This is a genomic window from Thioalkalivibrio denitrificans (genome assembly GCF_002000365.1).
In the GTDB taxonomy this organism is placed as follows: domain Bacteria; phylum Pseudomonadota; class Gammaproteobacteria; order Ectothiorhodospirales; family Ectothiorhodospiraceae; genus Thioalkalivibrio_A; species Thioalkalivibrio_A denitrificans.
Genome location: NZ_MVBK01000090.1, coordinates 17,270 through 40,336 on the forward strand (window position 1 = coordinate 17,270; position 23,067 = coordinate 40,336).

General features: G+C 63.7%; 18 protein-coding genes, 1 other RNA gene and 2 pseudogenes. 15 read left to right on the forward strand and 6 right to left on the reverse strand.

The window, feature by feature from the left end; all coding sequences use genetic code 11:
* Positions 1–3 precede the first annotated feature (3 nt).
* From B1C78_RS13695 to B1C78_RS13735, 9 genes are all read left to right on the forward strand, one after another.
* A complete protein-coding gene (locus tag B1C78_RS13695) occupies positions 4–1,071 on the forward strand; it encodes a class III poly(R)-hydroxyalkanoic acid synthase subunit PhaC (RefSeq protein ID WP_077279736.1) in 1,068 nt (355 codons plus the stop codon).
* A gap of 556 nt (positions 1,072–1,627) precedes the next feature.
* Positions 1,628–3,526 (forward strand): propionyl-CoA synthetase, encoded by a 1,899-nt coding sequence (locus B1C78_RS13700; RefSeq protein ID WP_077279737.1) that lies wholly within the window; start codon positions 1,628–1,630, stop codon positions 3,524–3,526.
* Positions 3,527–3,822: 296 nt separating this feature from the next.
* Positions 3,823–4,521 (forward strand): GntR family transcriptional regulator, encoded by a 699-nt coding sequence (locus B1C78_RS13705; RefSeq protein ID WP_077279738.1) that lies wholly within the window; start codon positions 3,823–3,825, stop codon positions 4,519–4,521.
* Between the two features lie 27 nt (positions 4,522–4,548).
* Complete coding sequence (gene prpB / locus B1C78_RS13710; RefSeq protein ID WP_077279739.1) at positions 4,549–5,454, forward strand: methylisocitrate lyase; 906 nt, start codon at positions 4,549–4,551, stop codon at positions 5,452–5,454.
* The gene (gene prpC / locus B1C78_RS13715; protein ID WP_077279740.1) at positions 5,447–6,604 is read left to right on the forward strand and encodes a bifunctional 2-methylcitrate synthase/citrate synthase; all 1,158 of its coding nucleotides are present in this window, start codon (positions 5,447–5,449) and stop codon (positions 6,602–6,604) included. The genes prpB and prpC overlap by 8 nt, the downstream gene beginning before the upstream one ends.
* Before the next feature lie 188 nt (positions 6,605–6,792).
* Complete coding sequence (locus tag B1C78_RS13720; RefSeq protein ID WP_077279741.1) at positions 6,793–8,241, forward strand: bifunctional 2-methylcitrate dehydratase/aconitate hydratase; 1,449 nt, start codon at positions 6,793–6,795, stop codon at positions 8,239–8,241.
* A 160-nt stretch (positions 8,242–8,401) separates the two neighbouring features.
* Positions 8,402–9,361: an MBL fold metallo-hydrolase gene (locus B1C78_RS13725; protein ID WP_077279742.1), complete on the forward strand. Its 960-nt coding sequence runs from the start codon at positions 8,402–8,404 to the stop codon at positions 9,359–9,361.
* A gap of 259 nt (positions 9,362–9,620) precedes the next feature.
* Positions 9,621–10,613, forward strand: coding sequence for an MDR family oxidoreductase (locus tag B1C78_RS13730; RefSeq protein ID WP_077279743.1), 993 nt, complete (start codon positions 9,621–9,623; stop codon positions 10,611–10,613).
* A gap of 530 nt (positions 10,614–11,143) precedes the next feature.
* Positions 11,144–11,338, forward strand: coding sequence for a PA3496 family putative envelope integrity protein (locus B1C78_RS13735; protein WP_077279744.1), 195 nt, complete (start codon positions 11,144–11,146; stop codon positions 11,336–11,338).
* A 101-nt stretch (positions 11,339–11,439) separates the two neighbouring features.
* Here B1C78_RS13735 and purL read toward each other — a convergent pair whose 3' ends face one another.
* Positions 11,440–15,315, reverse strand: coding sequence for a phosphoribosylformylglycinamidine synthase (gene purL / locus B1C78_RS13740; RefSeq protein ID WP_077279745.1), 3,876 nt, complete (start codon positions 15,313–15,315; stop codon positions 11,440–11,442).
* Between the two features lie 215 nt (positions 15,316–15,530).
* Here purL and ssrA point away from each other — a divergent pair.
* The 4 genes from ssrA to B1C78_RS13760 all read left to right on the forward strand — a co-directional run bounded on the left by ssrA (position 15,531) and on the right by B1C78_RS13760 (position 17,323).
* Positions 15,531–15,863: a transfer-messenger RNA gene (ssrA, locus tag B1C78_RS13745) on the forward strand.
* Between the two features lie 368 nt (positions 15,864–16,231).
* Complete coding sequence (locus B1C78_RS13750; RefSeq protein ID WP_077279746.1) at positions 16,232–16,657, forward strand: LAGLIDADG family homing endonuclease; 426 nt, start codon at positions 16,232–16,234, stop codon at positions 16,655–16,657.
* A 52-nt stretch (positions 16,658–16,709) separates the two neighbouring features.
* Positions 16,710–16,997, forward strand: a complete 288-nt coding sequence (locus B1C78_RS13755; RefSeq protein WP_077279747.1) for a type II toxin-antitoxin system Phd/YefM family antitoxin — start codon at positions 16,710–16,712, stop codon at positions 16,995–16,997.
* On the forward strand, positions 16,997–17,323 hold the full coding sequence (locus B1C78_RS13760) for a type II toxin-antitoxin system RelE/ParE family toxin (RefSeq protein WP_077279748.1): 327 nt from the start codon (positions 16,997–16,999) through the stop codon (positions 17,321–17,323). The genes B1C78_RS13755 and B1C78_RS13760 overlap by 1 nt, the downstream gene beginning before the upstream one ends.
* Before the next feature lie 120 nt (positions 17,324–17,443).
* Here B1C78_RS13760 and B1C78_RS13765 read toward each other — a convergent pair.
* From B1C78_RS13765 to B1C78_RS13780, 5 genes and pseudogenes are all read right to left on the reverse strand, one after another.
* Positions 17,444–17,887 (reverse strand): annotated as a pseudogene (locus tag B1C78_RS13765) (REP-associated tyrosine transposase).
* 149 nt (positions 17,888–18,036) lie between these two features.
* Positions 18,037–19,494, reverse strand: coding sequence for a mannose-1-phosphate guanylyltransferase/mannose-6-phosphate isomerase (locus B1C78_RS13770; protein ID WP_077279749.1), 1,458 nt, complete (start codon positions 19,492–19,494; stop codon positions 18,037–18,039).
* A gap of 422 nt (positions 19,495–19,916) precedes the next feature.
* Positions 19,917–20,357 (reverse strand): RpnC/YadD family protein, encoded by a 441-nt coding sequence (locus B1C78_RS18090; protein ID WP_425443979.1) that lies wholly within the window; start codon positions 20,355–20,357, stop codon positions 19,917–19,919.
* Positions 20,358–20,510: 153 nt separating this feature from the next.
* A pseudogene (locus B1C78_RS18095) lies at positions 20,511–21,083 on the reverse strand (Rpn family recombination-promoting nuclease/putative transposase); the annotation flags it as partial.
* A 655-nt stretch (positions 21,084–21,738) separates the two neighbouring features.
* Positions 21,739–22,296: a dual specificity protein phosphatase family protein gene (locus tag B1C78_RS13780; protein ID WP_175628314.1), complete on the reverse strand. Its 558-nt coding sequence runs from the start codon at positions 22,294–22,296 to the stop codon at positions 21,739–21,741.
* 167 nt (positions 22,297–22,463) lie between these two features.
* Between B1C78_RS13780 and B1C78_RS13785 the strand changes: the two genes are divergently transcribed.
* On the forward strand, positions 22,464–22,685 hold the full coding sequence (locus tag B1C78_RS13785; protein WP_077279751.1) for a ribbon-helix-helix domain-containing protein: 222 nt from the start codon (positions 22,464–22,466) through the stop codon (positions 22,683–22,685).
* Entirely contained in the window at positions 22,682–23,047 is a 366-nt protein-coding gene (locus tag B1C78_RS13790) for a type II toxin-antitoxin system VapC family toxin (RefSeq protein ID WP_139349941.1), read from the forward strand. The genes B1C78_RS13785 and B1C78_RS13790 overlap by 4 nt, the downstream gene beginning before the upstream one ends.
* Positions 23,048–23,067 lie beyond the last annotated feature (20 nt).

A 23,067-nucleotide genomic window follows, 5' to 3' on the forward strand; every position in this document is an offset into this window, starting at 1 on the left:
GCAATGATTCCCGTACAGATGCGACCCGACCAGATCATGGCCGAACTGGCCGAGTTCCAGACCAAGCTGGGACACGGCCTGCAGAACCTCATGGAAGTGGGCGAGATCCCCACCGGCGTGACGCCCAAGGAGGCTGTCTACGAGGAGGACAAGCTCACCCTCTATCGCTTCCAGCCGCCGGCCTCCAAGGTCCAGAACCGGGTCCCGGTCCTGATCGTCTACGCCCTGGTGAACCGACCCTACATGACCGACCTGCAGGAGAACCGCTCCATCGTGCGCGGCCTGCTGGACGCGGGCCTGGATGTCTATCTCATCGACTGGGGCTACCCGGACCGGGCCGACCGTTTCCTCACCTTGGACGATTACATCAACGGCTATATCGACCGTTGCGTGGACGTAATCCGCAAGCGCCACAAGGTGGACGCCATCAACCTGCTGGGGATCTGTCAGGGCGGCACGTTCAGCCTGTGCTACAGCGCCCTGCACCCGGAAAAGGTCAAGAACCTGATCACCATGGTGACGCCAGTGGATTTCCACACCCCCGACAACGTGCTCAGCCGCTGGGTCCGGCACGTGGACGTGGATCTGCTGGTGGACACCATGGGCAACATCCCCGGTGAGCTGCTCAATGCCACCTTCCTTATGCTCAAGCCCTACCAGCTGATCGGCCAGAAATACCTGGACATGGTGGATCTGCTGGATGACAGCAGCAAGGTCAACAACTTCCTGCGCATGGAGAAGTGGATCTTCGACAGCCCCGACCAGGCCGGCGAGACCTACCGTCAGTTCATCAAGGACTTCTACCAGAAGAACGCCCTGATGAACGGCGGGGTGCAGATCGGCAGCCGGCGCGCGGACCTGGCCAACCTCACCATGCCCGTGCTGAACGTCTTCGCCGAACAGGATCACCTGGTTCCCCCGGCCGCCTCCAGGGCGCTGGAGAAGGTTGCCGGCACCAAGGACTACACGGAGCTCTCCTTCCCGGGCGGACACATCGGCATCTACGTCAGCGGCAAGGCCCAGAAGCAGGTGCCGCCGGCCATAGGGAATTGGATACACGAGAGGACGTGACGAACCACCGCCCCCCGTAGGAGCCCGGCCCTCCGGGCGAACCCCCCTGCTCGGGTTCCGGGTATCCGTGCATGAAGTGCGGCACCCGTAGGAGCCCGGCCCTCCGGGCGAAAACCCCTGAGCGAGCCCCGTTCGCCCAGGGGGCTGGGCTCCTACAGGCCCCATGCAGCATCTCAATTTCCAGTTCCCGACTCCCATTTCAACCGGCAATCGTCATCAATTTCGTCACTCTCCCCCAAAAGAAAATCTGATAACTGCCATATATCAATAAGTTGAAAAATATCCTCTCGAACAATTGTTGACACTTGCGTCAAACAAGCTAGTGTCCTGTTAGCGCCAATTGATCCGGGACCACGGGACGAACGACGGCATGAGGTCGGGCCTGGGAGCAGCCTAAGTCCGACAGGCTCCTGGCCCATGCCACCACCGGGGTCCTTTCGGATTCAGTACAACCCGACGATGACTGCCGAACGGCCGCGCGTGGCTCCCCGAGGAGCGTCGCCCGCGTCCGGTCCGGCGGGCATCACAACGGCAGGAAACCGGAGAGGAGAGAGTCATGGGGTATGAAGAAGTCTACAACCGCGCACTGCGCGATCCCGAGGGGTTCTGGGCCGAGGCAGCCGAAGCCATTCACTGGGACTCACCCTGGGAAAAGGTACTCGACGACTCGAATGCGCCGTTCTACCGCTGGTTCGCGGGTGGTCGACTGAATACCTGCTACAACGCCCTCGACCGTCACGTGGATGAAGGGCGCGCCGACCAGCCGGCGATCATCTACGACAGCCCGGTCACGGACACTAAACAGTCCATCACCTACCGCGAGATGCGCGACCGGGTCGCCCTGTTCGCCGGGGCGCTGGTCAAACTCGGGGTGGCCAAGGGCGATCGCGTGATCATCTACATGCCCATGGTGCCCGAGGCCCTGGTGGCCATGCTCGCCTGCGCGCGCATCGGCGCCGTGCACTCCGTGGTCTTCGGCGGCTTCTCCGCGCACGAACTGGCCACGCGCATCGACGATGCCCAGCCGAAGGTCGTGGTGGCCGGCTCCTGCGGCATCGAACCCACGCGCGTGGTGCAGTACAAGCCCCTGCTGGACAAGGCCATCGAGCAGGCCAAACACAAGCCTGGTCACTGCATCATCCTGCAGCGTCCCCAGGGCCCGGGGGACATGGTTTCCGGCCGCGACATCGAGTGGAACGAGGCGCTGGAAGGTGCCGAAGCGCAGGACTGCGTGAGCGTAGCCGCCACCGACCCCCTGTACATCCTCTACACCTCGGGGACCACCGGCAAACCCAAGGGCGTGGTGCGCGACAACGGCGGCCATGCCGTGGCGCTGAAGTGGAGCATGGAGCACATCTACGGCGTCAAACCCGGCGAGGTGTACTGGGCCGCTTCCGACGTGGGCTGGGTGGTGGGCCACTCCTACATCGTCTACGGCCCGCTGCTGCACGGGTGCACCACCATCATTTACGAGGGCAAGCCGGTGGGCACACCGGATGCCGGTGCCTTCTGGCGCGTGATCTCCGAACACAAGGTGGCCGCCATGTTCACTGCGCCCACCGCCTTTCGGGCCATCAAGAAGGAAGATCCCAGGGCCGAGCATCTCAAGCGCTACGACCTGAGCGGGTTCCGCACGCTCTTCCTCGCGGGCGAGCGTTGCGATCCCGACACCCTCAACTGGGCGGGCGAGATCCTGGATCGCCCGGTCATCGACCACTGGTGGCAGACGGAGACCGGCTGGGCCATCGCCGGCAACTTCGTGGGCATTGAACAACTGCCGATCAAACCCGGCAGCGCGGGCAAGCCCGTACCCGGTTACAACGTGTGCATCGTCAATGACGACGGCAAGGAGATCGGCGCGGGCGAGATGGGCCGCATCATGGTCAAGCTGCCCATGCCCCCCGGTTGCCTGCCGACGCTGTGGAACAACGACCAGCGCTTCCGCGAGTCGTACCTCGACGCCGTGCCCGGATATTACCTCTCCGGCGACTCCGGTTACCTGGACGAGGACGGCTACCTGTTCGTCATGGGCCGCATCGACGACACCATCAACGTGGCCGGCCACCGGCTCTCCAGCGGTGCCATGGAAGAGGTGCTCGCCGCACACCCGTCCGTGGCCGAATGCGCGGTGATCGCCGTGGCCGACGAACTCAAGGGTTCGGTTCCGGTCGGGCTGGTGGTGATGAAGAGCGGCGTCAGCCAGGAAAAAGACGCCCTCGCCAGGGAACTGATCGCCCAGGTGCGCGAGGAGATCGGCCCGGTGGCGGTGTTCAAGAAGGTGGCCGTGGTGGACCGCCTGCCCAAGACCCGCTCCGGCAAGATCCTGCGCGCGGTCATGCGCAAGATTGCCGACAACGAGTCCTACCAGACGCCGGCCACCATCGATGACCCGGCCATCCTGGACGAGATCCGCGCGGCCCTGCAGTCCATTGGCCTGGCGGGCGGCGGCAAGTGAATCACTGCCACTGAATGTGCGCCGCACAGACTGTGGAGGAAGGACTGATGGAAATTTTCTCTCGCAAAGAACGCAAAGCACGCCAAGGAAACCTTTCATAGGGCGGCCCATGCCCGCCGTATTGGCTGTATCCAGAGATCTTCTTGGCGTGCTTGGCGGACTTTGCGAGAGAATTCCCTGCCTTTCACCGCGAGAGGAAGGGTAACAATAATGTCAACACCATAAAGGGATATTCGTCAAAATACGGGATATAATACTTGCTTATGCGAGATATTGTTGACAATATAGGCACTGATATGAACCCTGAACAGCAAGGCCTCACGCTCTCGGAGCGGGTTTTCCGCCGGCTTCGCCAAGCCATCGTGGAGGGCGAGATTCCGGCGGGCAGCAAGATCAGCGAGCCGGAACTCGCGACCGCCTACGGCATCAGCCGGGGGCCCCTGCGCGAGGCCATCGGTCGCCTCGAGGGCTGCCACCTCGTCGAACGCAAGGCTAACGTGGGCGCCCGGGTGGTCACCCTCACCCAGGTCGACCTGATGGAGCTCTACTTCCTGCGCGAGTCCCTGGAAGGCCTGGCGGCACGGCTGGCGGCGGAGCGGATCACCGACGCCGAGATCGACGAGCTGCGCCGCCTTCTGGCGCAGCATGAGCAGCGCGTGGAACTGCAGGAAGGGGTGGCCTACTTCCAGAAGGAAGGCGACCTGGACTTTCATTACCGCATCGTCCAGGCCAGCGGCAACGCACGGCTCATCCAGCTGCTGTGCAATGATCTCTATCACCTGATGCGCATGTACCGCTACCAGTACGGCATGGCCAGCAACCGTGCGCGCAACGCCTTCCGCGAGCACGGCCACATCGTCGAGGCCATTGCAGACCGTGACGGTGAGATGGCCGAACTGCTCATGCGCCGTCACGTGCGCGTATCGCGAGAGAACGTGGCACGCCAGTTCGCCGAACACCCGGACCAGTCACCCAACATCCGCATTGCAGGCTAGCCGCTTGCACGGCGCCAGGAGCCACTCATGAGCGATCTCAATGCCCTCACGCCCGGCGCCCGCCTGCGCCAGGCCGTGTCGGAAGAAAAGCCCCTGCAGGTGGTGGGCGCCATCAACGCCTATCACGCCACCCTGGCCGAACACGCCGGCTACCGCGCGCTCTACCTGTCCGGCGGCGGAGTTGCGGCGGGTTCGCTGGCGCTGCCGGATCTCGGCATCAGCACCCTGCACGACGTGCTCGAGGATGTGCGCCGCATCACCTACATCACGCAGCTTCCGCTGCTGGTGGACGCGGATACCGGTTTCGGCCCCAGCGCCTTCAACATTGCACGCACGGTGCGCGAGCTGATCCGTGCAGGCGCCGCGGGCTGTCACATCGAGGACCAGGTGCAGTCCAAGCGCTGCGGTCATCGCCCCGGCAAGGCCATCGTGTCAAAGGGGGAGATGGTCGACCGGATCAAGGCCGCCGCCGATGCGCGCACCGATGATTTCGTCATCATGGCGCGCACCGATGCCCTGGCGGGGGAAGGCCTGGAAGCGGCACTGGAGCGGGCCGTTGCCTGCGTGGACGCCGGCGCCGACATGATCTTTCCCGAGGCCGTCACCGAGCTGGACCAGTACCGCCGCTTCGTCGAGGCCACTGGCGTGCCGGTGCTGGCCAATATCACGGAGTTCGGCCAGACGCCCCTGTTCACCACCGGCGAACTCAGGGATGCGGGCGTGGGGCTCGCCCTGTATCCGCTGTCCGCCTTCCGCGCCATGAACCAGGCGGCCATGAAGGTCTACGAGGCCATCCGCCGGGACGGGACGCAGAAGGCCGTGCTCGACATCATGCAGACCCGCGACGAACTCTACGAACACCTGGGCTATCACGCCTACGAACAGCAACTCGACCGCCTGTACCGCCAGGAGGGGGACAACGCAGATGACTGAGACCGATACCACCCAGAGCACGCCCAAGCCCAAGAAGTCCGTGGCCCTCTCCGGCACCGTGGCCGGCAACACCGCCATCTGCACCGTGGGCCGCACGGGCAACGATCTTCACTACCGCGGCTACGATATCCTGGATTTCGCGGACGACGCCGAGTTCGAGGAGATCGCACATCTGCTCATCCACGGCACGTTGCCCAACCGCGCGGAACTGGCCGCCTACAAGGATCACCTGCGTGCGCTGCGCGGTCTGCCGGCGGGGCTGCGTACCGTGCTCGAGCAGATTCCGCCATCGGCACATCCGATGGACGTGATGCGCACCGCCGTCTCCGTGCTCGGCACGATGGAACCGGAGAAGGAGGAGATGACCGTCGCCGGCGCACGCCACATCGGCGATCGGCTGCTGGCGAGCCTGGGCTCCGCCCTGCTCTACTGGTATCACTTCGCGCACAACGGGCGGCGCATCGAGGTGGAGACGGACGACGACAGCGTCGGCGGCCACTTCCTGCACCTGATGCACGGGCGGGCCCCGTCCGAGTCCTGGGTGCGCGCCATGCACACCTCGCTCAACCTCTACGCCGAGCACGAGTTCAACGCCTCCACCTTCACCTCCCGCGTGGTGGCCGGCACCAACTCGGACATGTACTCGGCCCTCACCGGCGCCATCGGTGCCCTGCGCGGCCCCAAGCACGGCGGCGCCAACGAGGTGGCCTGCGAGATCCAGCTTCGCTACGAGAACCCCGACGAGGCCGAGGCGGATATCCGTGAACGGGTGGGACGCAAGGAGATCATCATCGGTTTCGGCCACCCGGTATACACCACCGGCGACCCGCGCAACGAGGTGATCAAGGCCGTGGCCAAACGCCTGTCCGAGGAGCGCGGCACCATGACCATGTTCGCCGTGGCGGATCGCCTGGAAAGCGTCATGTGGGAGCTGAAGAAGATGTTCCCCAATCTGGACTGGTTCTCCGCCGTCTCGTACCACATGATGGGCATCCCCACCGCCCTGTTCACCCCCATCTTCGTGATCTCCCGCACCACTGGCTGGGTCGCCCACGTGATCGAGCAGCGCCTGGACGGCAAGATCATCCGCCCGAGCGCCAACTACACGGGACCGGAGAACCGGAAGTGGGTACCGATGGACAAGAGGTGAAGCGGGAATGAAGTGCGAAGTGGGAATTGGGAAGTGGGAATGAAACCACCCTCACCCCGGCCCTCTCCCTGAGGGAGAGGGAGCGCATCGGGGCTATTCCGACTTCCCAATTCACACTTCCCACTTCCATTCTCCCTTCCCAATTCACACTTCTTACTTCCAAGAAATGCGACATCAGGAGCATTGAGATGAGCCAACACATCGCCGACGCCAACATCCGGCCCGATCCGGATCCCGAATTGCAGGCCATTGCTGACTACGTCTGCGACTACGGCATCGATTCCCACGAGGCGCTGGACACTGCGCGCAACTGCCTGATGGATTCCCTGGGCTGCGCGATGCTGGCATTGCAGTACCCGGAGTGCACCAAGCACCTGGGCCCCGTGGTGCCGGGCACCGTGGTGCCCAACGGCTCTCGCGTCCCGGGCACCCAGTTTCAGCTGGATCCCATCCAGGCCGCGTTCAACATCGGCGCCCTGGTGCGCTGGCTGGACTTCAACGACACCTGGCTCGCCGCCGAGTGGGGACACCCCTCGGACAACCTGGGCTCCATCCTGGCGGTGGCGGATCACCTGAGCCGCAAGGCCGTGGCCGAAGGCAAGGCGCCCATGATCATGGAGCAGGTGCTGCACTATATGGTCAAGGCCCATGAGATCCAGGGCGTGCTGGCGCTGGAGAACAGTTTCAACCGGGTGGGCCTCGACCACGTGGTGCTGGTCAAGGTGGCGTCCGCCGCGGTGACGGCCCACATGCTCGGCGCGAGCCGCGAACAGGTCATCGACGCCGTCTCCCAGGCCTGGGTGGACGGCCAGGCGCTTCGCACCTATCGTCACGCCCCCAATACCGGCTCGCGAAAGTCCTGGGCGGCGGGCGATGCCTGCGGGCGCGCCGTGCGCCTCGCGCTCATGGTCATGAAGGGCGAGATGGGCTTGCCCAGCGTACTGTCCGCACCCCGCTGGGGCTTCTACGACGTGCTCTTCAAGGGCGAGAAGTTCAGTTTCCAGCGCGACTACGGCAGCTACGTGATGGAAAACGTCCTGTTCAAGATCAGCTTCCCGGCCGAGTTCCACGCGCAGACTGCGGTTGAATGCGCGCTGAAGCTGCACGACCAGGTCAAGGACCGCATCGACGAGATCGACCGCATCGAACTGACCACCCAGGATTCGGCCGTGCGCATCATCAGCAAAGACGGTCCGCTGCACAACCCGGCCGACCGCGACCACTGCCTGCAGTACATGGTGGCCGTGCCGCTGATCTACGGTGAACTCACCGCACGCCACTACGAAGACGAGGTGGCCGCCGATCCGCGCATCGACGCGCTTCGCGAAAAGATGCGCGTGACCGAGGATCCGCGTTACTCGAAGGAGTACCACGATCCCGACAAGCGCTCCATCGCCAACGCCATCCAGGTCTTCTTCAAGGATGGCTCCAGCACCGACAGGGTCGAGATCGAGTACCCTATCGGCCACCGCCGCCGTCGCGACGAGGGCATCCCTGTGCTGGAAAAGAAATTCCGCGACGCCCTGCGCACCCGCTTCCCCCGCGGCCAGGCCGAACGCATCTACGACCTGTGCAAGGACCCCGGCCGCCTGTCGGCCACCCCGGTGCACGAGTTCGTGGATCTGTTTCTGATCTGATCCGAAAATCCAACGCAAAGGCGCAGAGACGCAAAGGACGCAGAGAGCAATGATCTGAATACAACCCCGATGTCTGGGTGTTCTTTCTCCCGGAGATTCTTTGCGTTACTTTGCGTCTTCGCGTCTTTGCGTTGAGTCTTTTGCCTTACGGATATCCAACATGACCCAAGTGCACTACGAAGATCTCGGACATGGCATCACGATGATCGATGCCCAGCTCTACCGCCAGGGGCAGGTGTCCACCTACCTTGTGGTCGAGGGCGATCGCGCCGCTTTCATCGAGACGGGCACAGCCCATTCCGTGCCCGCCATGCTGGCGGTTCTGGAGGAAAAAGGCATTCCGCGCGAGAACGTGGACTTCGTGATCCCCACCCATGTGCATCTGGACCACGCCGGCGGCGCGGGCGAGCTGATGCGCCACCTGCCCAATGCGCGCATGGTGATTCATCCCCGCGGCGCCCGGCACATGATCGACCCGGAGAAACTCAACGCCAGTGCGGCGAACGTCTACGGCGAGGAGGAGAAGGAACGCATGTTCGGTACGGTGGTGCCCGTCCCTGCGGAGCGTGTCACCGAGGCCGGCGAAGGGGATGAACTGGACTTCAACGGCCGGCGCCTGCGGTTCATGGACACGCCGGGCCACGCGAAGCATCATTTCTGCGTTGTCGACGAAGGCGGCGACGGCATCTTCACCGGCGACACCTTCGGACTGTCCTACCGCGAGTTCGACACCGAGCGCGGCCCGTTCGTGCTGCCCACCACCACCCCGGTGCAGTTCGATCCCGAGGCCCTGCACCACTCGGTGGACCGCCTGGCAGATCAGGGCCTCAGCTACATGTACCTCACCCATTACAGCCGCGTGGGCGACATTGCACGCCTGCGTGAGGATATGCACCGCCTCATCGACGTCTACGTGGACATGGCCTGGGCACATGCCGACGAGGGCGAAGCCCGCCACGATGCTTTGTGCGAAGACATGATGCAGGTACTGATTGAGCGCCTGCGCGAACACGGCTGCAAGCTGCCCGAAGCGCGCATGCGGGAGCTGCTCGTTCCCGACGTGGATCTCAACGTCCAGGGACTGGAGGTATGGCTGGACAAACAGACCCAGGAGAGCTGATCGTAGCGATGCAGAGCCGGGCACCATGATCCGCGACCCGGTGGATCCCGTGCCCTCCCCCCCGTCGTAGGAGCCCAGCCCTCTGGACGAAAATGGGGACCACCTGCTCGCCCGGAGGGCCGGGCTCCTACGGTGTTGACCAAGTGCCGACGTGTAGGAGCCCGGCCCTCCGGGCGAAGCGAATCCGACAGAACTCCGTGCAAACCTGGCCCCAAGGCCCCCAGGCAACCAACACAGAACACCGAGCGAGGAGGCACCCATGAGCGACACATTCAAGGCCCTGGTCCTGGAAGAAGCCGAAAAGGCACCTGCAGCCAGTATCAAGGACCTCAAGGTATCCGACCTCCCCGAGGGTGACGTGTTGGTGCGCGTCTCCCATTCCGGCCTCAACTACAAGGACGGCATGGTCATCAAGGGCCTGGGGCGACTGGTGCGCCAGTATCCCCACGTGCCGGGCATCGATTTCGCGGGCACGGTGGAGGAATCCGGTGATGAACGCTACAAGCCCGGCGACGCCGTGGTGCTGACCGGCTGGCGCGTGGGCGAGGCTCACTGGGGCGGCTACGCGCAGATGGCGCGGGTGAAGGCGGACTGGCTCGTGCCGCTGCCCGAGGGGCTCACCCCTCGCCGGGCCATGGCCGTGGGGACGGCGGGCTTCACCGCCATGCTGGCGGTGCAGGCCCTGGAGGACCATGGCCTGACTACGGACGATGGCGAAGTACTGGTCACCGGCGCGTCGGGCGGTGTCGGCAGCGTTGCCATCACCCTGCTCTCGCGCCTGGGTCATTCCGTTGCCGCAGTCACCGGCCGCCCGGAGAATGCCGACTATCTGAAGTCGCTGGGTGCCGGCACCATCGTGCCCCGCGAGGAGCTGGCCGAAGCACCGGGCAAGCCCCTGCTCAGCGAACGCTGGAGCGGCTGCGTGGATGCGGTCGGGGGCGACATGCTCGCACATGTGCTGGCCGAGATGCGCTATGGCTGCTCCGTGGCCGCGTGCGGACTCGCCGGCGGGCCTAAGCTCACCACCACCGTCCTGCCGTTCCTCCTGCGCGGCGTGAAACTGCTCGGCATCGACTCGGTCATGTGCGACTACAACACCCGCACACTCGCCTGGGAACGCCTCACCGGACTCATTCCGGGCGAGATGCTGGATGCCATGACTACCGAGATCCGACTCGAGGACCTCCCCGAGTACGCCGAGCGTATCCTCAAGGGTCAGGTGCGCGGCCGTGCAGTGGTGGTTCTGGAATGATGTTCATTTGCCACGCAGAAAAAAAAGACATTTCTCTCGCGAAGTCGCAAAGCACGCCAAGTAAATCTGAGCTATGGGGCGGGTCGAGCCCGCCGTAGCCCCGCCGCCCCGAAAACGCGGCGGCGCTTATGGGGCGCCCTGTGAGATGCTCGGATTTCGCGGTGCACTTTGCGCCTCGCCGCTAACGAGTGCTTCCCCGGACGGTATCAACCCCGGCAGGCGGGTTTTCCGACCAACGGTCTCCACGTTGGCCAGCGACGGAAACGATCTGATCGAGCCTCGGAAGGACCTTTCGAATGGCCGGGAAGACGACGAAGACCGGCAATTGGATGCACGAACGGTGGAACACTTTCCGAACCGGATGTTCGGCACGAACCCATCAAAGGATTTTGGGACTCTTCATAAAAAAAATCTTGTTGCGCATTCCGGCGGGCACGGTATAAGGGCGTCGTAAATCGCAGTCTTTCGTTGGGGCTTGGTTCGGGCTCCGGGCTGCGGGTGACCGACATCAACCGTGGAGACATGCCCGCATGGGAAGGGTCCGAGACATCCTCACCATGGACGACGAGTTCGAAAGTCCTGAATGGAGGCAGGAGACCCCCGAGACCCCGCGCACTGACGCGCGTCGCTCCCTGGAGCGGCTGCTGGAAAAGCGCGCCCTGCGCCGCCAGCTGGAAGACACCTTCGGAGACGAAAACTACGCGCTGAACGACCTGGACTGGTAGGCCGGCGACACTTCGTGTCGCCGGAAGGATGAAGGTTGAAGGATGAAGGTCGAATGAACGTCTCCCTTTCATCCTTTAGCCTTCATCCTTCATCCTTGCCTTCACCCCGCCCACCTCCTCGCATTCCTGAACAACCGCATCCACGGCCCCGTCTCGCCCCATTCCGGCGGGTGCCACGAGTACTGCACGGTCCGGAAGACACGCTCCGGGTGGGGCATCATGATGGTCACCCGGCCGTCGCGCGTGGTGAGCCCCGTGATGCCGGCGGGTGAACCGTTGGGATTCTCGGGGTAGTGCTCCGTGGCCTGCCCGCGGTTGTCCACGTAGCGCAGCGCCACACCGGGCAACGAGGCGGCTTCGCCATCCTCCACGGCCACCCTGCCCTCACCGTGGGCCACGGCGATGGGCAAGCGGGAACCAGTCATGCCCTCCAGCAGGATGGACGCACTCTCCACCACCTCCACCAGGGACAGGCGCGCCTCGAACTGTTCCGAGCGGTTGCGCAGGAAGCGCGGCCAATGATCCGCACCAGGGATAAGTTCCTTCAACTGTGAAAGCATCTGGCAGCCGTTGCACACGCCCAGGGCGAAGGTGTCCTCGCGCTCGAAGAAGGCCTGGAAGGCATCCCGGCCACGGGGGTTGAACAGGATGGAGCGGGCCCACCCGCCGCCGGCGCCGAGCACATCTCCGTAGGAGAAGCCGCCGCAGGCGGCCAGGCCCCGGAAACCGGCGAGGTCCAGCTGCCCCGACAGGATGTCGGTCATGTGCACGTCGACGCTCTCGAACCCCGCCCGGTGAAAGGCCGCGGCCATCTCGATCTGTCCGTTCACGCCCTGCTCGCGCAGGATGGCCACCCGGGGCCGCGCCACGTTCACGTAGGGCGCGGCGAGGTCCCCTTCCGGATCGAAGGTGAGGACCGGTGAAAGGCCGGGATCGTCCGCGTCCGAAATCTGCTCGAACTCCTCCCGGGCGCAGTCCGGGTGATCGCGAAGCGCTTGCATGCGATAACTGGTTTCCGCCCACGCGGCGTGCAGGTCGGAGCGACGGGCGCTGAACAGGGCCTGCCGTCCTCGGCAGAATGCGATCTCGTTGGAATCGCCCACTGCCCCGATGACATGACTGTGGTGGCCCAGTTCTGCCTCGCGCAGTGCGGAGAGCACTTCCTCGGTGTCCTCGTGAGACACCTGGATCACCACCCCCAGTTCTTCGCTGAACAGGGCCGCCACCGGATCCGCCCCCAGGTCATCCAGGTGCACCGTAACGCCCGCATGGCCGGCAAAGGCCATCTCGCAGACCGTGGCCAGAAGCCCGCCGTCGGAACGATCGTGCAGGGCCAGCAGACGCCCTTCGCGGTTCAACTCCCGTATGGCCGCAAAGCAGCGACACAGCATGTCGGGATCGTCCAGATCCGGGGGATAGTGCCCCACCTGCTTGTAGACCTGCGCGAGCGCCGAGCCGGCCACACGGTTGCGGCCCTTGCCCAGGTCGATCAGGATCAGGTCAGTCTCGCCCCGATCGGTCCGCAGGACGGGCGTGAGAGTGCGGCGGATGTCCTGCACGGGCGCAAAGCCTGTCACGATCAGGGAGACGGGCGCCGTCATGACCTGCTCGCCGGAGCCATCCTTCCAGACCGTCTTCATGGACAGGGAGTCCTTGCCCACGGGAATGGCGATACCGAGCCGCGGGCACAGTTCCTCGCCCACCGCCCTTACGGTGTCGAACAGCGCCGCATCCTCGCCGGGATGCCCCGCAGCCGCCATCCAGTTGGCCGAGAGCCGGATGTGCCCGATGGCGTCGATGTCCGCCGCCATGAGATTGGTGACCGCCTCGCCGATGGCCATGCGCCCGGAAGCGGCGGGGTGCACCAGCGCGATGGGCGTCCGTTCGCCCATGGCCATGGCTTCGCCCGTGTAACCGGAGTAGTCCGTGGCGGTCACCGCCACGTCCGCCACCGGTACCTGCCAGGGTCCGACCATCTGGTCGCGGGCCACGAGCCCGGTGACGGTACGGTCACCGATGGTGATCAGGAAAGACTTGGAGGCCACCGAGGGCAGGCGCAGGACACGCTTCACCGCGTCGACGATGTCCACCGACGTGGTGTCGAACTCCGGCTTGCGGAAAGTCTGATGATGGACGTCGCGCAGCATCTTGGGCGGCTTGCCCAGCAGCACCTCCATGGGCAGGTCCACGGGCTCGTTGTGAAACAGTCCATCACCCACCAGCAGATGCTGGTCAGCCGTGGCGGTGCCGATCACTGCGAACGGCGCACGCTCGCGTTCGCACAGGGCCGAGAACACCTCCAGACGATCCGGATCGATGGCGAGAACATAACGCTCCTGCGCCTCGTTGCACCAGATCTCCATGGGCGACATGCCCGGTTCGTCGGAGGGCACGGTGCGCAGTTCGATGGCCCCGCCGCGCCCGGCGTCATTGAGGATCTCGGGCACGGCGTTGGACAACCCGCCCGCGCCCACGTCGTGTACCGACAGGATCGGGTTGCCGGCGCCCATGGCCGTGCAGCGATCAATCACCTCCTGGCAGCGGCGTTCCATCTCCGGGTTGCCCCGCTGCACAGAGGCGAAATCCAGGTCCTCCGCACTCTCGCCGCTGGCCACGGATGACGCCGCCCCGCCCCCCAGGCCGATGAGCATGGCCGGGCCGCCCAGCACCACCACCGGCGTCCCTTCGGGCAACGGGGCCTTCTCCACGTGCTCGGGTCGCATGCTGCCGAGCCCGCCGGCGATCATGATGGGCTTGTGATAGCCGCGCAGCTGCTCGCCGCCGGGCCCCGGCACCCGTTCCTCGTAGGTGCGGAAATAGCCCGCCAGCGCCGGCCTCCCGAACTCATTGTTAAAGGCCGCAGCGCCAATAGGCCCGTCGATCATGATGCGAAGTGCACTCTCGATACGGCCCGGCTTCCCGTGGTCCGTCTCCCAGGGCTGCTCAAAACCCGGGATGCGCAGATTGGACACGGAGAATCCCGTGAGTCCCGCCTTGGGTTTCGATCCCCGTCCGGTCGCTCCCTCGTCGCGGATCTCCCCACCAGCACCGGTGGCGGCCCCCGGAAAAGGCGAGATCGCCGTGGGGTGGTTATGGGTCTCCACCTTCATGATGATGGGCAGATCCATCTCCTCTTCCCGGTACGTCCGGGTGTCCGGGTCGGGCATGAAGCGCAGGCCGCGCGCGCCTTCCATGACGGCGGCATTGTCCCGGTAGGCCGAGAGGATCCCCTGCGGGGCGTGATCGTGGGTGTTGCGGATCATGGCGAACAGGGACTTCTCCTTCGTCTCCCCGTCGATCACCCAGTCCGCATTGAAAATCTTGTGCCGGCAATGCTCGGAGTTCGCCTGGGCGAACATCATCAGCTCCACGTCCGTGGGAGGACGCCCCAGAGCCCCGTACGCCTCGGTCAAGTAGTCCACTTCCTCGTCGGAGAGCGCAAGCCCCATCTCGGTGTTGGCCCGGCGCAAGGCAGCCCCCGGATCATCACCCAGTTCGATCACCCCCACCGGAGCAGGCTCGTGATGGACAAACAGGCGTTCGGCCTCGGCCGGGTCGAACAACACCGTCTCGGTCATGCGATCATGAAGCAGGCCGGCCAGACGACGCAGGGCATCCGCGTGCAGCGGTTCCGGCGTATTCAGCCGGTAGCTGATGCCGCGCTCGATCCTGCGCACCGACCCGTCCAGCCCGCACTGATGGGCAATGTCCGTGGCTTTGCTGGACCAGGGCGAGACGGTGCCGAGGCGCGGCACCACCAGCAGGTCGTCAGGGGCTGCAGCCTCCCCTTCCCCCCCGATCTCCAGCAAGGCTTCCAGCACCAGGCGTTCGGGCGCCGACAGTTCCCGCTCCAGGTCCACGAAATACACGAATCGGGCGGCCAACCCCTCCACCGCGGGCTCCGCCTCCCGGAGACTGCGTCGAAGGCGTTGAAGGCGGAAGTCGGACAGGGCCGTCGCCCCAGGCAGAAACAGCATCGCAAACCCCGAAAAAGGCTGTGGATCGGAGGCCGCTATGATACTGTAAAGGCCTGCCAGCGACACGGCCGAACGCGATGTCGGCCGTTATCCGTAGGAGCCCAGCCCACTNNAGTGGGCTGGGCTCCTACGGCAGGAACACCCGGCAGGGAAGGCAAGGCGGACATGGAACTTCCGCCGGCAAAGCAAGTCTATTTATCTGACTTTGGGGGCGACCTGGCTTCGACGTGGGTCACGAAACCCGAGGTGCATGCCGAGGAGACAGCTTCCCTCGTAAAACCAGCTGTAACGCTATAGTTGCCAACGACGACAACTACGCTCTGGCTGCGTAAAACCAGCTAGACCTTCGACTGGACTTGCTTGTGGGTCCTACTTGAAGGTCATCGCACACAAGCTCGCGGAGCGGACTCGCCCGGGTCTTAACCGTTAAACCTGATCGGGCTCGCGCCCGGGTATCCTGTCCGTCGGAGACCCTGGCGTAAAATCAAACGACGCGACTAAGCATGTAGTATCCGAGGATGTAGGTCTCGCGGACGCGGGTTCGATTAACACAATGGTCGCCTCTGCCCGAGAGGGCAGAGTGAAAACGGGGCTCACATCGGTGGACCCTAAGGCGGGGCAACCCGCTACGGCAACACCGAGGGGTAGGAAGAGGGCCAACCTCAGGCCTGCCCTGTAGAGACTCATAGACCGGCTGAGTTCAGGTGAACGGAGCCGGCACTAGGATTCGCGGAAATATTGCGCCGCGGATAACACGCCCCGCATCCTGGCAACAGGATGAAGGTATAGTCCAGCCCATATCGAAAGATATGGATCACTGTCCCGCCGCCTCCACCAACAGAAAGCCCCTGACCGGTTGCCGGTCAGGGGCTTTTTTCTATACTGATTGCGGACACCACGGAACAGGAGCCATGACATGGAGGTTGTGTTGTTGCGCCCGGCCGATGCCGGCTACATTGCGGGACTCGTCGACGGCGAAGGCACCATCACGCTCACGCGCAAGCACCGAAACGAGAATCGCCAGCTTGCCCTGACCATCAGCAGTACCGAGCGGACTGTTCTGGAGTTCGTGAAGGAGACGCTGGGCGCAGGCAAGATCACCGGAAAACGCACAGTGCGCTCTCACCACTCGCCGAGTTTCACCTACGCTGTCTACAACCGGCAGGCACTTCAGATCCTGCGACAGATTCATCCGTACCTTCGTACCTACAAGGCCAAGCGCAGTGCGCTGATCCTGCGCCACTATTTGTCCCTGACACCTCGAAACGGCAAGTACACAGACAGTCTGAGGCAAGAGCGCCTCCAATTCGAAGCAGAGGTTCTTGGGATCAAACCCGGTTGAGCAGGAGACCTAATTCGGTCTATATTAAGTTCTCTCCGTCGAGGATCAATCCATGCGCTACTCGGATCGGGTCAAACCCATCAGTTATCTCAAGGCCCATGCGGCCGACGTCCTGTCACGCTTAGCTGAGGAACGCGAACCTCTGATCATCACACAGAACGGTGAAGCCCGGGCCGTGCTCCAGGACATGGCCAGCTATGAAGAAACACAGGAGACCCTCGCCCTGCTTAAGGTCCTGGCCCTGGGGAACCGTGAGGTGGAAGAAGGCCGGGTGAAGCCCCTGGCGCGAGTCGCAAAACGACTTCGTGCAAAGAAGACCACCGGAGACACCGCTGACTGATGGCACACCGGGTTCTGGTCACGGAAGGTGCCGAACGCGATCTGGAGACGCTCTATGACTATCTGCTGGAGTTCGATTCCAGGCAAGCCGCAGACCATGTGCTCGACCGGCTTCTCACAGTCGCGGATTCCCTCGCCGACAACCCGGAACGGGGCACCCATCCCCGGGAACTGCTGCACCTGGGAATTCGTGAATACCGACAGGTATCCTTCAAACCCTATCGCGTCATCTATCGGGTCTTGGGCGACCGGGTAGTGATTTACCTGATCGCCGACGGCCGCCGGGACATGCAGACACTGCTGGCCACCCGATTGCTTCGCACATAGGGCGTCCCGTAGGCGCCGACACATTTGAGGCGCAAGGCCTTTAGAGAAGCGTGTGATCCTGTAGGAGCCCGCCCCCGCGGGCGAACAGCCTCTGCCCATTTCGCTCGGAAGGCTTGGCTCCTACAGCCATACGGCGTCCCAATGGGGATAATCCCCAATCCGCCTTACCAAACCCGCACGCAACGGGTTGGCCACAATGTAACGCGCCCATCCCTGAAGGTCTTCTTAGCTCCTCAAGGCATGATCATGAAACCCCTTCTGCCATAGCCGGCATTCAAGTCTGCGACTGCTTACCGCCTTGACATCACGAACTACAACGGAGAGATCATGGCCCGGCAGAAGCCGCAGCAACCAATGCAAATGATCGGGCATCACCACATAGGCCAGCGTTTCGGAACGCCCCATCACCTGCTCCTCCCGCAGCACGCGAACAAGGCACCTTGCGGCGGAGAACTCGGAGAAGTAGGGGTATCGTTTGCGTGTCACGGTGGTGACTGCGTACACCTGATCAGGGATGGAGACACGACCCGTGCGAAGGCGACGTCCATGTGCAATTCCGTCCATTGCGAACCTCCTGTTCGATGATAGTCAGGTTCCTTGTCTCCTCGTTCGCCCGGAGGGCCGGGCTCCTACCCGATCACCTCACCGTAGGAGCCCAGCCCCCTGGGCGAACCGATCCCAGGCCAACCCCCTTCGCCCGGAGGGCCGGGCTCCTACGAACGCCCGTACGTATCCTCGAAACGCACGATGTCATCCTCGCCCAGATAGGCGCCTGACTGCACCTCGATCAACTCCAGGGGTATCCGGCCCGGATTCTCCAGCCGGTGCTTTACCCCGATGGGGATGTAGGTGGATTCATTCTCGCTCAGCATGAATTCCTCTTCGCCTCGCGTGATCCGCGCGGTGCCGCGCACCACCACCCAATGCTCGGCCCGGTGATGATGCATCTGCAGCGAGAGTTTCTCGCCGGGCTTGACCGTGATGCGTTTGACCTGGAACCGATCCGCAGCATCGATGCACTCGTAGGTTCCCCAGGGCCGCGCCACGCGCCGATGTACCTGCGCCTCGTCCCGCCCCGCCTCGCGCAGGCGGTTGACGATCGCCTTGACCTCTTCGGTGCGCCCCTTGTCCATGACCAGCAGCGCATCACCCGTCTCGACGATCACCAGATCCTCCACGCCCACTGCCGCCACCAGCCGCTGACCGGCGTGGACGAAGGTATTGCTCACCCCCTCGGCCAGCACATCCCCGTGAAAGACGTTGCCGGCACCGTCCTGCTCACCCACCTCCCAGAGCGAACTCCAGGACCCCACATCGTTCCAGCCCGCATCCAGCGGCACCACCACGGCGCGGTCCGTCTTCTCCATGACCGCGTAGTCCACCGAATCCGCCCGGCATCGGGCGAACGCGTCCTCGTCCAGCCGTACAAAATCCCGATCGTGCGCCTCCCCCGCCAGCGCTTCCCGGCAAGCCGCAAGAATGTCTGGTGCATGACGCTCGAGTTCCTCCAGATACGTCGAGGCCCGGAACAGGAACATGCCGCTGTTCCAGAAGTAGTCGCCGGAAGCGAGATAAGACTCGGCCGTGGCCTCATCGGGCTTCTCGACAAACTCTGCAACCGCATAGGGTCCGTTGTCTGTTGTCCGCTTTCGGTCGCCTTTCTTCCACTGGCCGCTGACAACTGACCACTGACCAGATCGATCAGCACAAATATACCCATACCCCGTGTGCGCCGATTGGGGCACCACGCCGAAGGTCACCAGCGCCCCGCCCTCCGCCTGCTCCAACCCGGAGGCCAGGGCGCGGTGGAAGGCCTCCACGTCGCGAATCACATGATCGGCCGGCATCACCAGCAGGACCGCGTCGGGTTCCTTCTGGCTCAGGGCCGCCAGGGCCACCGCAGGCGCCGTATTTCGCCCCACCGGCTCGAGCAGGATCCCGCCGGGCTCAACACCCATCGCACGAAGTTGCTCGGCCACCAGAAACCGGTGCGCCTCGTTGCACACCACCAAGGGAACCCCAGCGCCCGGAAAGCCGGAAATACGCTCGACCGTGGATTGCAGGAGGGTCCGCTCACCACCAGTCAGCGGCAGGAACTGCTTCGGATAGAGTTCTCGGGAGAGCGGCCAGAGCCGGGTACCGGAACCACCGGAGAGAATGACAGGAATCACGGAAAGGGCGCCCCCTCGGCCAGCCTTTGGTTGTATTCCGGCATGTTAGCGCAGCCCGGACACCGGACCCAATCTCCGCCGCCCATAGCCCGGATACTGCACCAGGGTTCGCGAAGGATTGTGGTCTCCGGGCCTGTCTCGCGCCATCGTCTTGCAGAAGAAGCGTATCTGTAGGTCGCCCTTCAGGGCGACAGACGCGGCTTGGTCAGGCATCGCCCGTCGGGCTAAAGCCCGACCTACAGGCAAGCGTGACAGGCCCAGAGACTGCAAGCCTCGCGATAGGCCGGCGGTAGGGTACAAACTGTTACCGCGGCATTACGGCCAAATGCGCCAATTTTATGGCACGCACTCAGTCGGTTATCCAAAATCACCGGGCGATGGGGCCTGACCTGAGATAATTTCGCCCAGGGGGCTGGGCTCATCTACCTGAAGATATCCTCCACCCGCTCGGCCGTCAGGATACGTTCAGACCAGCCAAGCAGCGTGTCGGCGTCCGCTTGGTCAATCCGGGCTCGATGGGCCCCGGCCGCCTCAGCGCCGAACTTGTGCTCGATCTGGCGGAAGAGGACAGCAGCTTCCCCCTCCTTACGGCCTTCCTTACGGCCTTCCTTACGGCCTTCTTTACGGCCTTCCTCGATACCCTGCTGCTTCCAGTCCATTGTCCACTCCTTTACTCGCTCGGCCAGCATGCTGCGTACCTCCTGCAAATCCAATACCTGCTTAAAGTCTACACCCGGCACCCGCGCCGGCAACAGCACCCGCTTGATCCATACAGTGAAGCTTCGCCGAAGCCCTGTCTGCTCGGGCAGCCCCAGCCACGCCACCAGACGAGCGAGCACCCGCTCGATGTGTCTAGCCCGCATATCCCACCGGGATCGCGGTTCAGGCTCGTCTTCGGATCCGTATGCTTGCTCTTCACTCAACCCATAGCTACGGCTATGGGTTTCGCTCCAGAGCGGCGCCTACGAACCCGAATCCTTCGCCTGCTACCGCGATCCCGGTGAGATATGCGGGCTAGGCTCCCGGCTGTTCTCCAGGGCAAACAACGCTGAGACCAGATTGCGCACCTCGGGCAAGGGGTCGTCCCGGTGGCGGCTCTCATCGAGCAGCAGGCAACGCATCTGCGGCCGGTAATGTTCCAGACCGCCGGGAATGGTCTCGATCAGGTCAGCCACATCAGTGGCCGCACCCCAGCGCCGGTCTCCGCTGTAGAGCACCACCGGCAGCACTGGCGGCAGCCGGCCCGAGGGTGTCAGCTGATCGCCCTTGCGCAGGTCCTCGTAGAGGAGCCCAACGTAGGTGAGCATCCGCAGCGCCATGAACGGATCGGGCCGGGACTGGAATTCCAGAAGCAGGTAGATATAGAGCCAGTGGCCGTCTCCCTGCCAGCGCACCCGCCAGACCACGTCGTCCTCGCGCTCGCGAAGATCGTCGCTGACGTAACCGTTGCCGACGCGGTGCAGGGTGGAGAAATCGAGTCGTTCGACCCAGGGCTCGCGCACATAGCCGCGGATCAGATCCGCCACCATCTCGGGGTGGCTGAACAGCAGTTTGTATCCGTGATCGTGTCCCTTCGATTCGCGGTGCATGAATCCCTACCTCCCTGCCCATAAGCACTCTCCCTTGAAGCTGTCAGTCGCACATACAGCTGACAACGGACCACTGACAACTGACCAACCAAAAAAATGCCCCGGACCCTTGCGGGTACCGGGGCCGACCCATCCATGGCCGAAGATATGGTGATTGAAGCTCTCCATATGCGATCCGGCGAGTCCCTTCCCGGGACCTCCCTGCCCCGGTATTGCCTCGAAATCCATTTCCTCGGATCACGGGAATATGATCCCCGCCGCCGACTACTCCCGTAAACCCGGCGTTCGGCCCCATTTTGTAGGCATCTTCCACAATCCGGTGTAGGAATCGGCCTACACGGACGCCTTGAGGGCCAATTCTCCTACCCCGACCCCGATCTTCCTGTGAAGGAGGCCTGCCCTCGGGCCGAACCATGGCGGAGGTCAATCGGGCGACGGCGGTTGGCGGCGGGGGCGCCGCTCCAACGGCGTATGGTGTGGCTGGACAGGAGCCCTTTCCGGCGCTTGGCACTGAGTGCGAGATACAATTTGTGATGTACAAATCGCATCCATCCCATCCCTACTCCGCCATCGGGCGACCATTGGCGCCAACCCGCCCCGCTGCAAGGCATCTGCGTCTGCGCCCTGAAGTCACCTTCACATGCAGTACCACCTGCTACAACGGCAAATCCAGCGCCGACCGCAGCACCGTACGCTCCGCCTCCAGCCAGTCCGATTCGGCATCCCCCGGCCACCCGGCGGCCGACCTCTGGCGATAGATCCGCCCCGCCTCGGCCTCGATCCGCGCACGATGAAGCCGCACCAGATCCGCCCGGCACCCCGCGAGCGCTTCCGGGCTCGGCACCGCACCCGGCCGACGCTCCTTCACAAGCGCGAAGGCCTCCGCCTCAGACATCATCTCGGCCAGCGTGAGGCGTCCAACAACCACCAGCGGTGCACGCCCCAGCCCGGCCGTGCAATGGACATACACGCGCCGCCCCGCCGACAACAGCTCCCCCAGCACACGCACCGCGTTCGCCAGATGCCTGCGCTGATCCGCCACGTCGAAGTCGCGCATGGGCACGCGCCGCATGTCCAGCCCAATCCGTTCGCCATGCCGGAGGTGTTCCGAATAATCGATCCCGAAATGGCCCAGGCACTCATCGCTCTGAACGCAAAGCACCCCATCGACCCCTGTGCGGTCGTGGATGCGGGTGAGGTCCTGCGCTGTCATCGGACAGCTGCCGACGACGAGATCGGAATGCACCTCGTTCCAGTTGAGTGACCAGGTCCACATTGGCTGTGGTGCTTTGTGCTTTGTAGCCACCTACAAAACGCGAAGTACAAAGCATCTTCTAATTGATGTATGATGTCGTTATCTGACATCATCCGGAGTCTGCCATGCGCACCGTAGTGGATCTTCCCGATGAAGAACTCCAGGCTATCAAAGCCCTGGCCAAACGGGAGAAGATCTCCCAGGCCGAGGCAATCCGGCGCGCCGTTCGGGCATACCTCCACGCACGCCCGGCGCCCGACAAGGAATCACCCGTATTTGGCCTTTGGGAGGGGCGGGAGGATGGACTCCCGTATCAGGAGAAACTCAGGGACGAGTGGTCCCGATGAAGGCTGTTTTCGACACCAACATACTGGTGGACTACCTCAATGGATTTCCCCAGGCAGCCGAGGAACTGAATCGCTACAGTCGGCGGCTGATCAGCCAGATCACCTGGATGGAAGTCCTGGTAGGGTGCCGGGACGACGGGGAAGAGCAATTGGTGCGCGAATTCCTTGCCACTTTTGATGTGGTGCCCATCAATGCCGAAGTAGCCGAATCAGCCGTCATGCTTCGACGCGCCAACCGCCTCCGGCTTCCGGACGCCATCATCCTCGCGACAGCCGAATGCAGTCATGCCCTCCTGGTGACCCGCAACACGAAGGATTTTCCTTCGGACACCCCGGGGATACGAGTACCATATAATGTGTAGACCTAGGAGCCTGTCGGACT

Excerpts from the sequence above, each read along its gene's own strand:
- B1C78_RS13700 (WP_077279737.1), top strand. The coding sequence starts at position 1,628 with ATGGGGTATGAAGAAGTCTACAACCGCGCACTGCGCGATCCCGAGGGG.
- B1C78_RS13735 (WP_077279744.1), top strand. The coding sequence starts at position 11,144 with ATGGGAAGGGTCCGAGACATCCTCACCATGGACGACGAGTTCGAAAGT.
- B1C78_RS13750 (WP_077279746.1), top strand. The coding sequence starts at position 16,232 with ATGGAGGTTGTGTTGTTGCGCCCGGCCGATGCCGGCTACATTGCGGGA.
- B1C78_RS18090 (WP_425443979.1), bottom strand. The coding sequence starts at position 20,357 with ATGCGGGCTAGACACATCGAGCGGGTGCTCGCTCGTCTGGTGGCGTGG.
- B1C78_RS13785 (WP_077279751.1), top strand. The coding sequence starts at position 22,464 with ATGCGCACCGTAGTGGATCTTCCCGATGAAGAACTCCAGGCTATCAAA.
- prpC (WP_077279740.1), top strand. The coding sequence starts at position 5,447 with ATGACTGAGACCGATACCACCCAGAGCACGCCCAAGCCCAAGAAGTCC.
- B1C78_RS13755 (WP_077279747.1), top strand. The coding sequence starts at position 16,710 with ATGCGCTACTCGGATCGGGTCAAACCCATCAGTTATCTCAAGGCCCAT.
- B1C78_RS13720 (WP_077279741.1), top strand. The coding sequence starts at position 6,793 with ATGAGCCAACACATCGCCGACGCCAACATCCGGCCCGATCCGGATCCC.
- prpB (WP_077279739.1), top strand. The coding sequence starts at position 4,549 with ATGAGCGATCTCAATGCCCTCACGCCCGGCGCCCGCCTGCGCCAGGCC.
- B1C78_RS13760 (WP_077279748.1), top strand. The coding sequence starts at position 16,997 with ATGGCACACCGGGTTCTGGTCACGGAAGGTGCCGAACGCGATCTGGAG.
- B1C78_RS13780 (WP_175628314.1), bottom strand. The coding sequence starts at position 22,296 with ATGACAGCGCAGGACCTCACCCGCATCCACGACCGCACAGGGGTCGAT.
- B1C78_RS13790 (WP_139349941.1), top strand. The coding sequence starts at position 22,682 with ATGAAGGCTGTTTTCGACACCAACATACTGGTGGACTACCTCAATGGA.
- B1C78_RS13725 (WP_077279742.1), top strand. The coding sequence starts at position 8,402 with ATGACCCAAGTGCACTACGAAGATCTCGGACATGGCATCACGATGATC.
- B1C78_RS13730 (WP_077279743.1), top strand. The coding sequence starts at position 9,621 with ATGAGCGACACATTCAAGGCCCTGGTCCTGGAAGAAGCCGAAAAGGCA.
- B1C78_RS13695 (WP_077279736.1), top strand. The coding sequence starts at position 4 with ATGATTCCCGTACAGATGCGACCCGACCAGATCATGGCCGAACTGGCC.
- purL (WP_077279745.1), bottom strand. The coding sequence starts at position 15,315 with ATGCTGTTTCTGCCTGGGGCGACGGCCCTGTCCGACTTCCGCCTTCAA.
- B1C78_RS13705 (WP_077279738.1), top strand. The coding sequence starts at position 3,823 with ATGAACCCTGAACAGCAAGGCCTCACGCTCTCGGAGCGGGTTTTCCGC.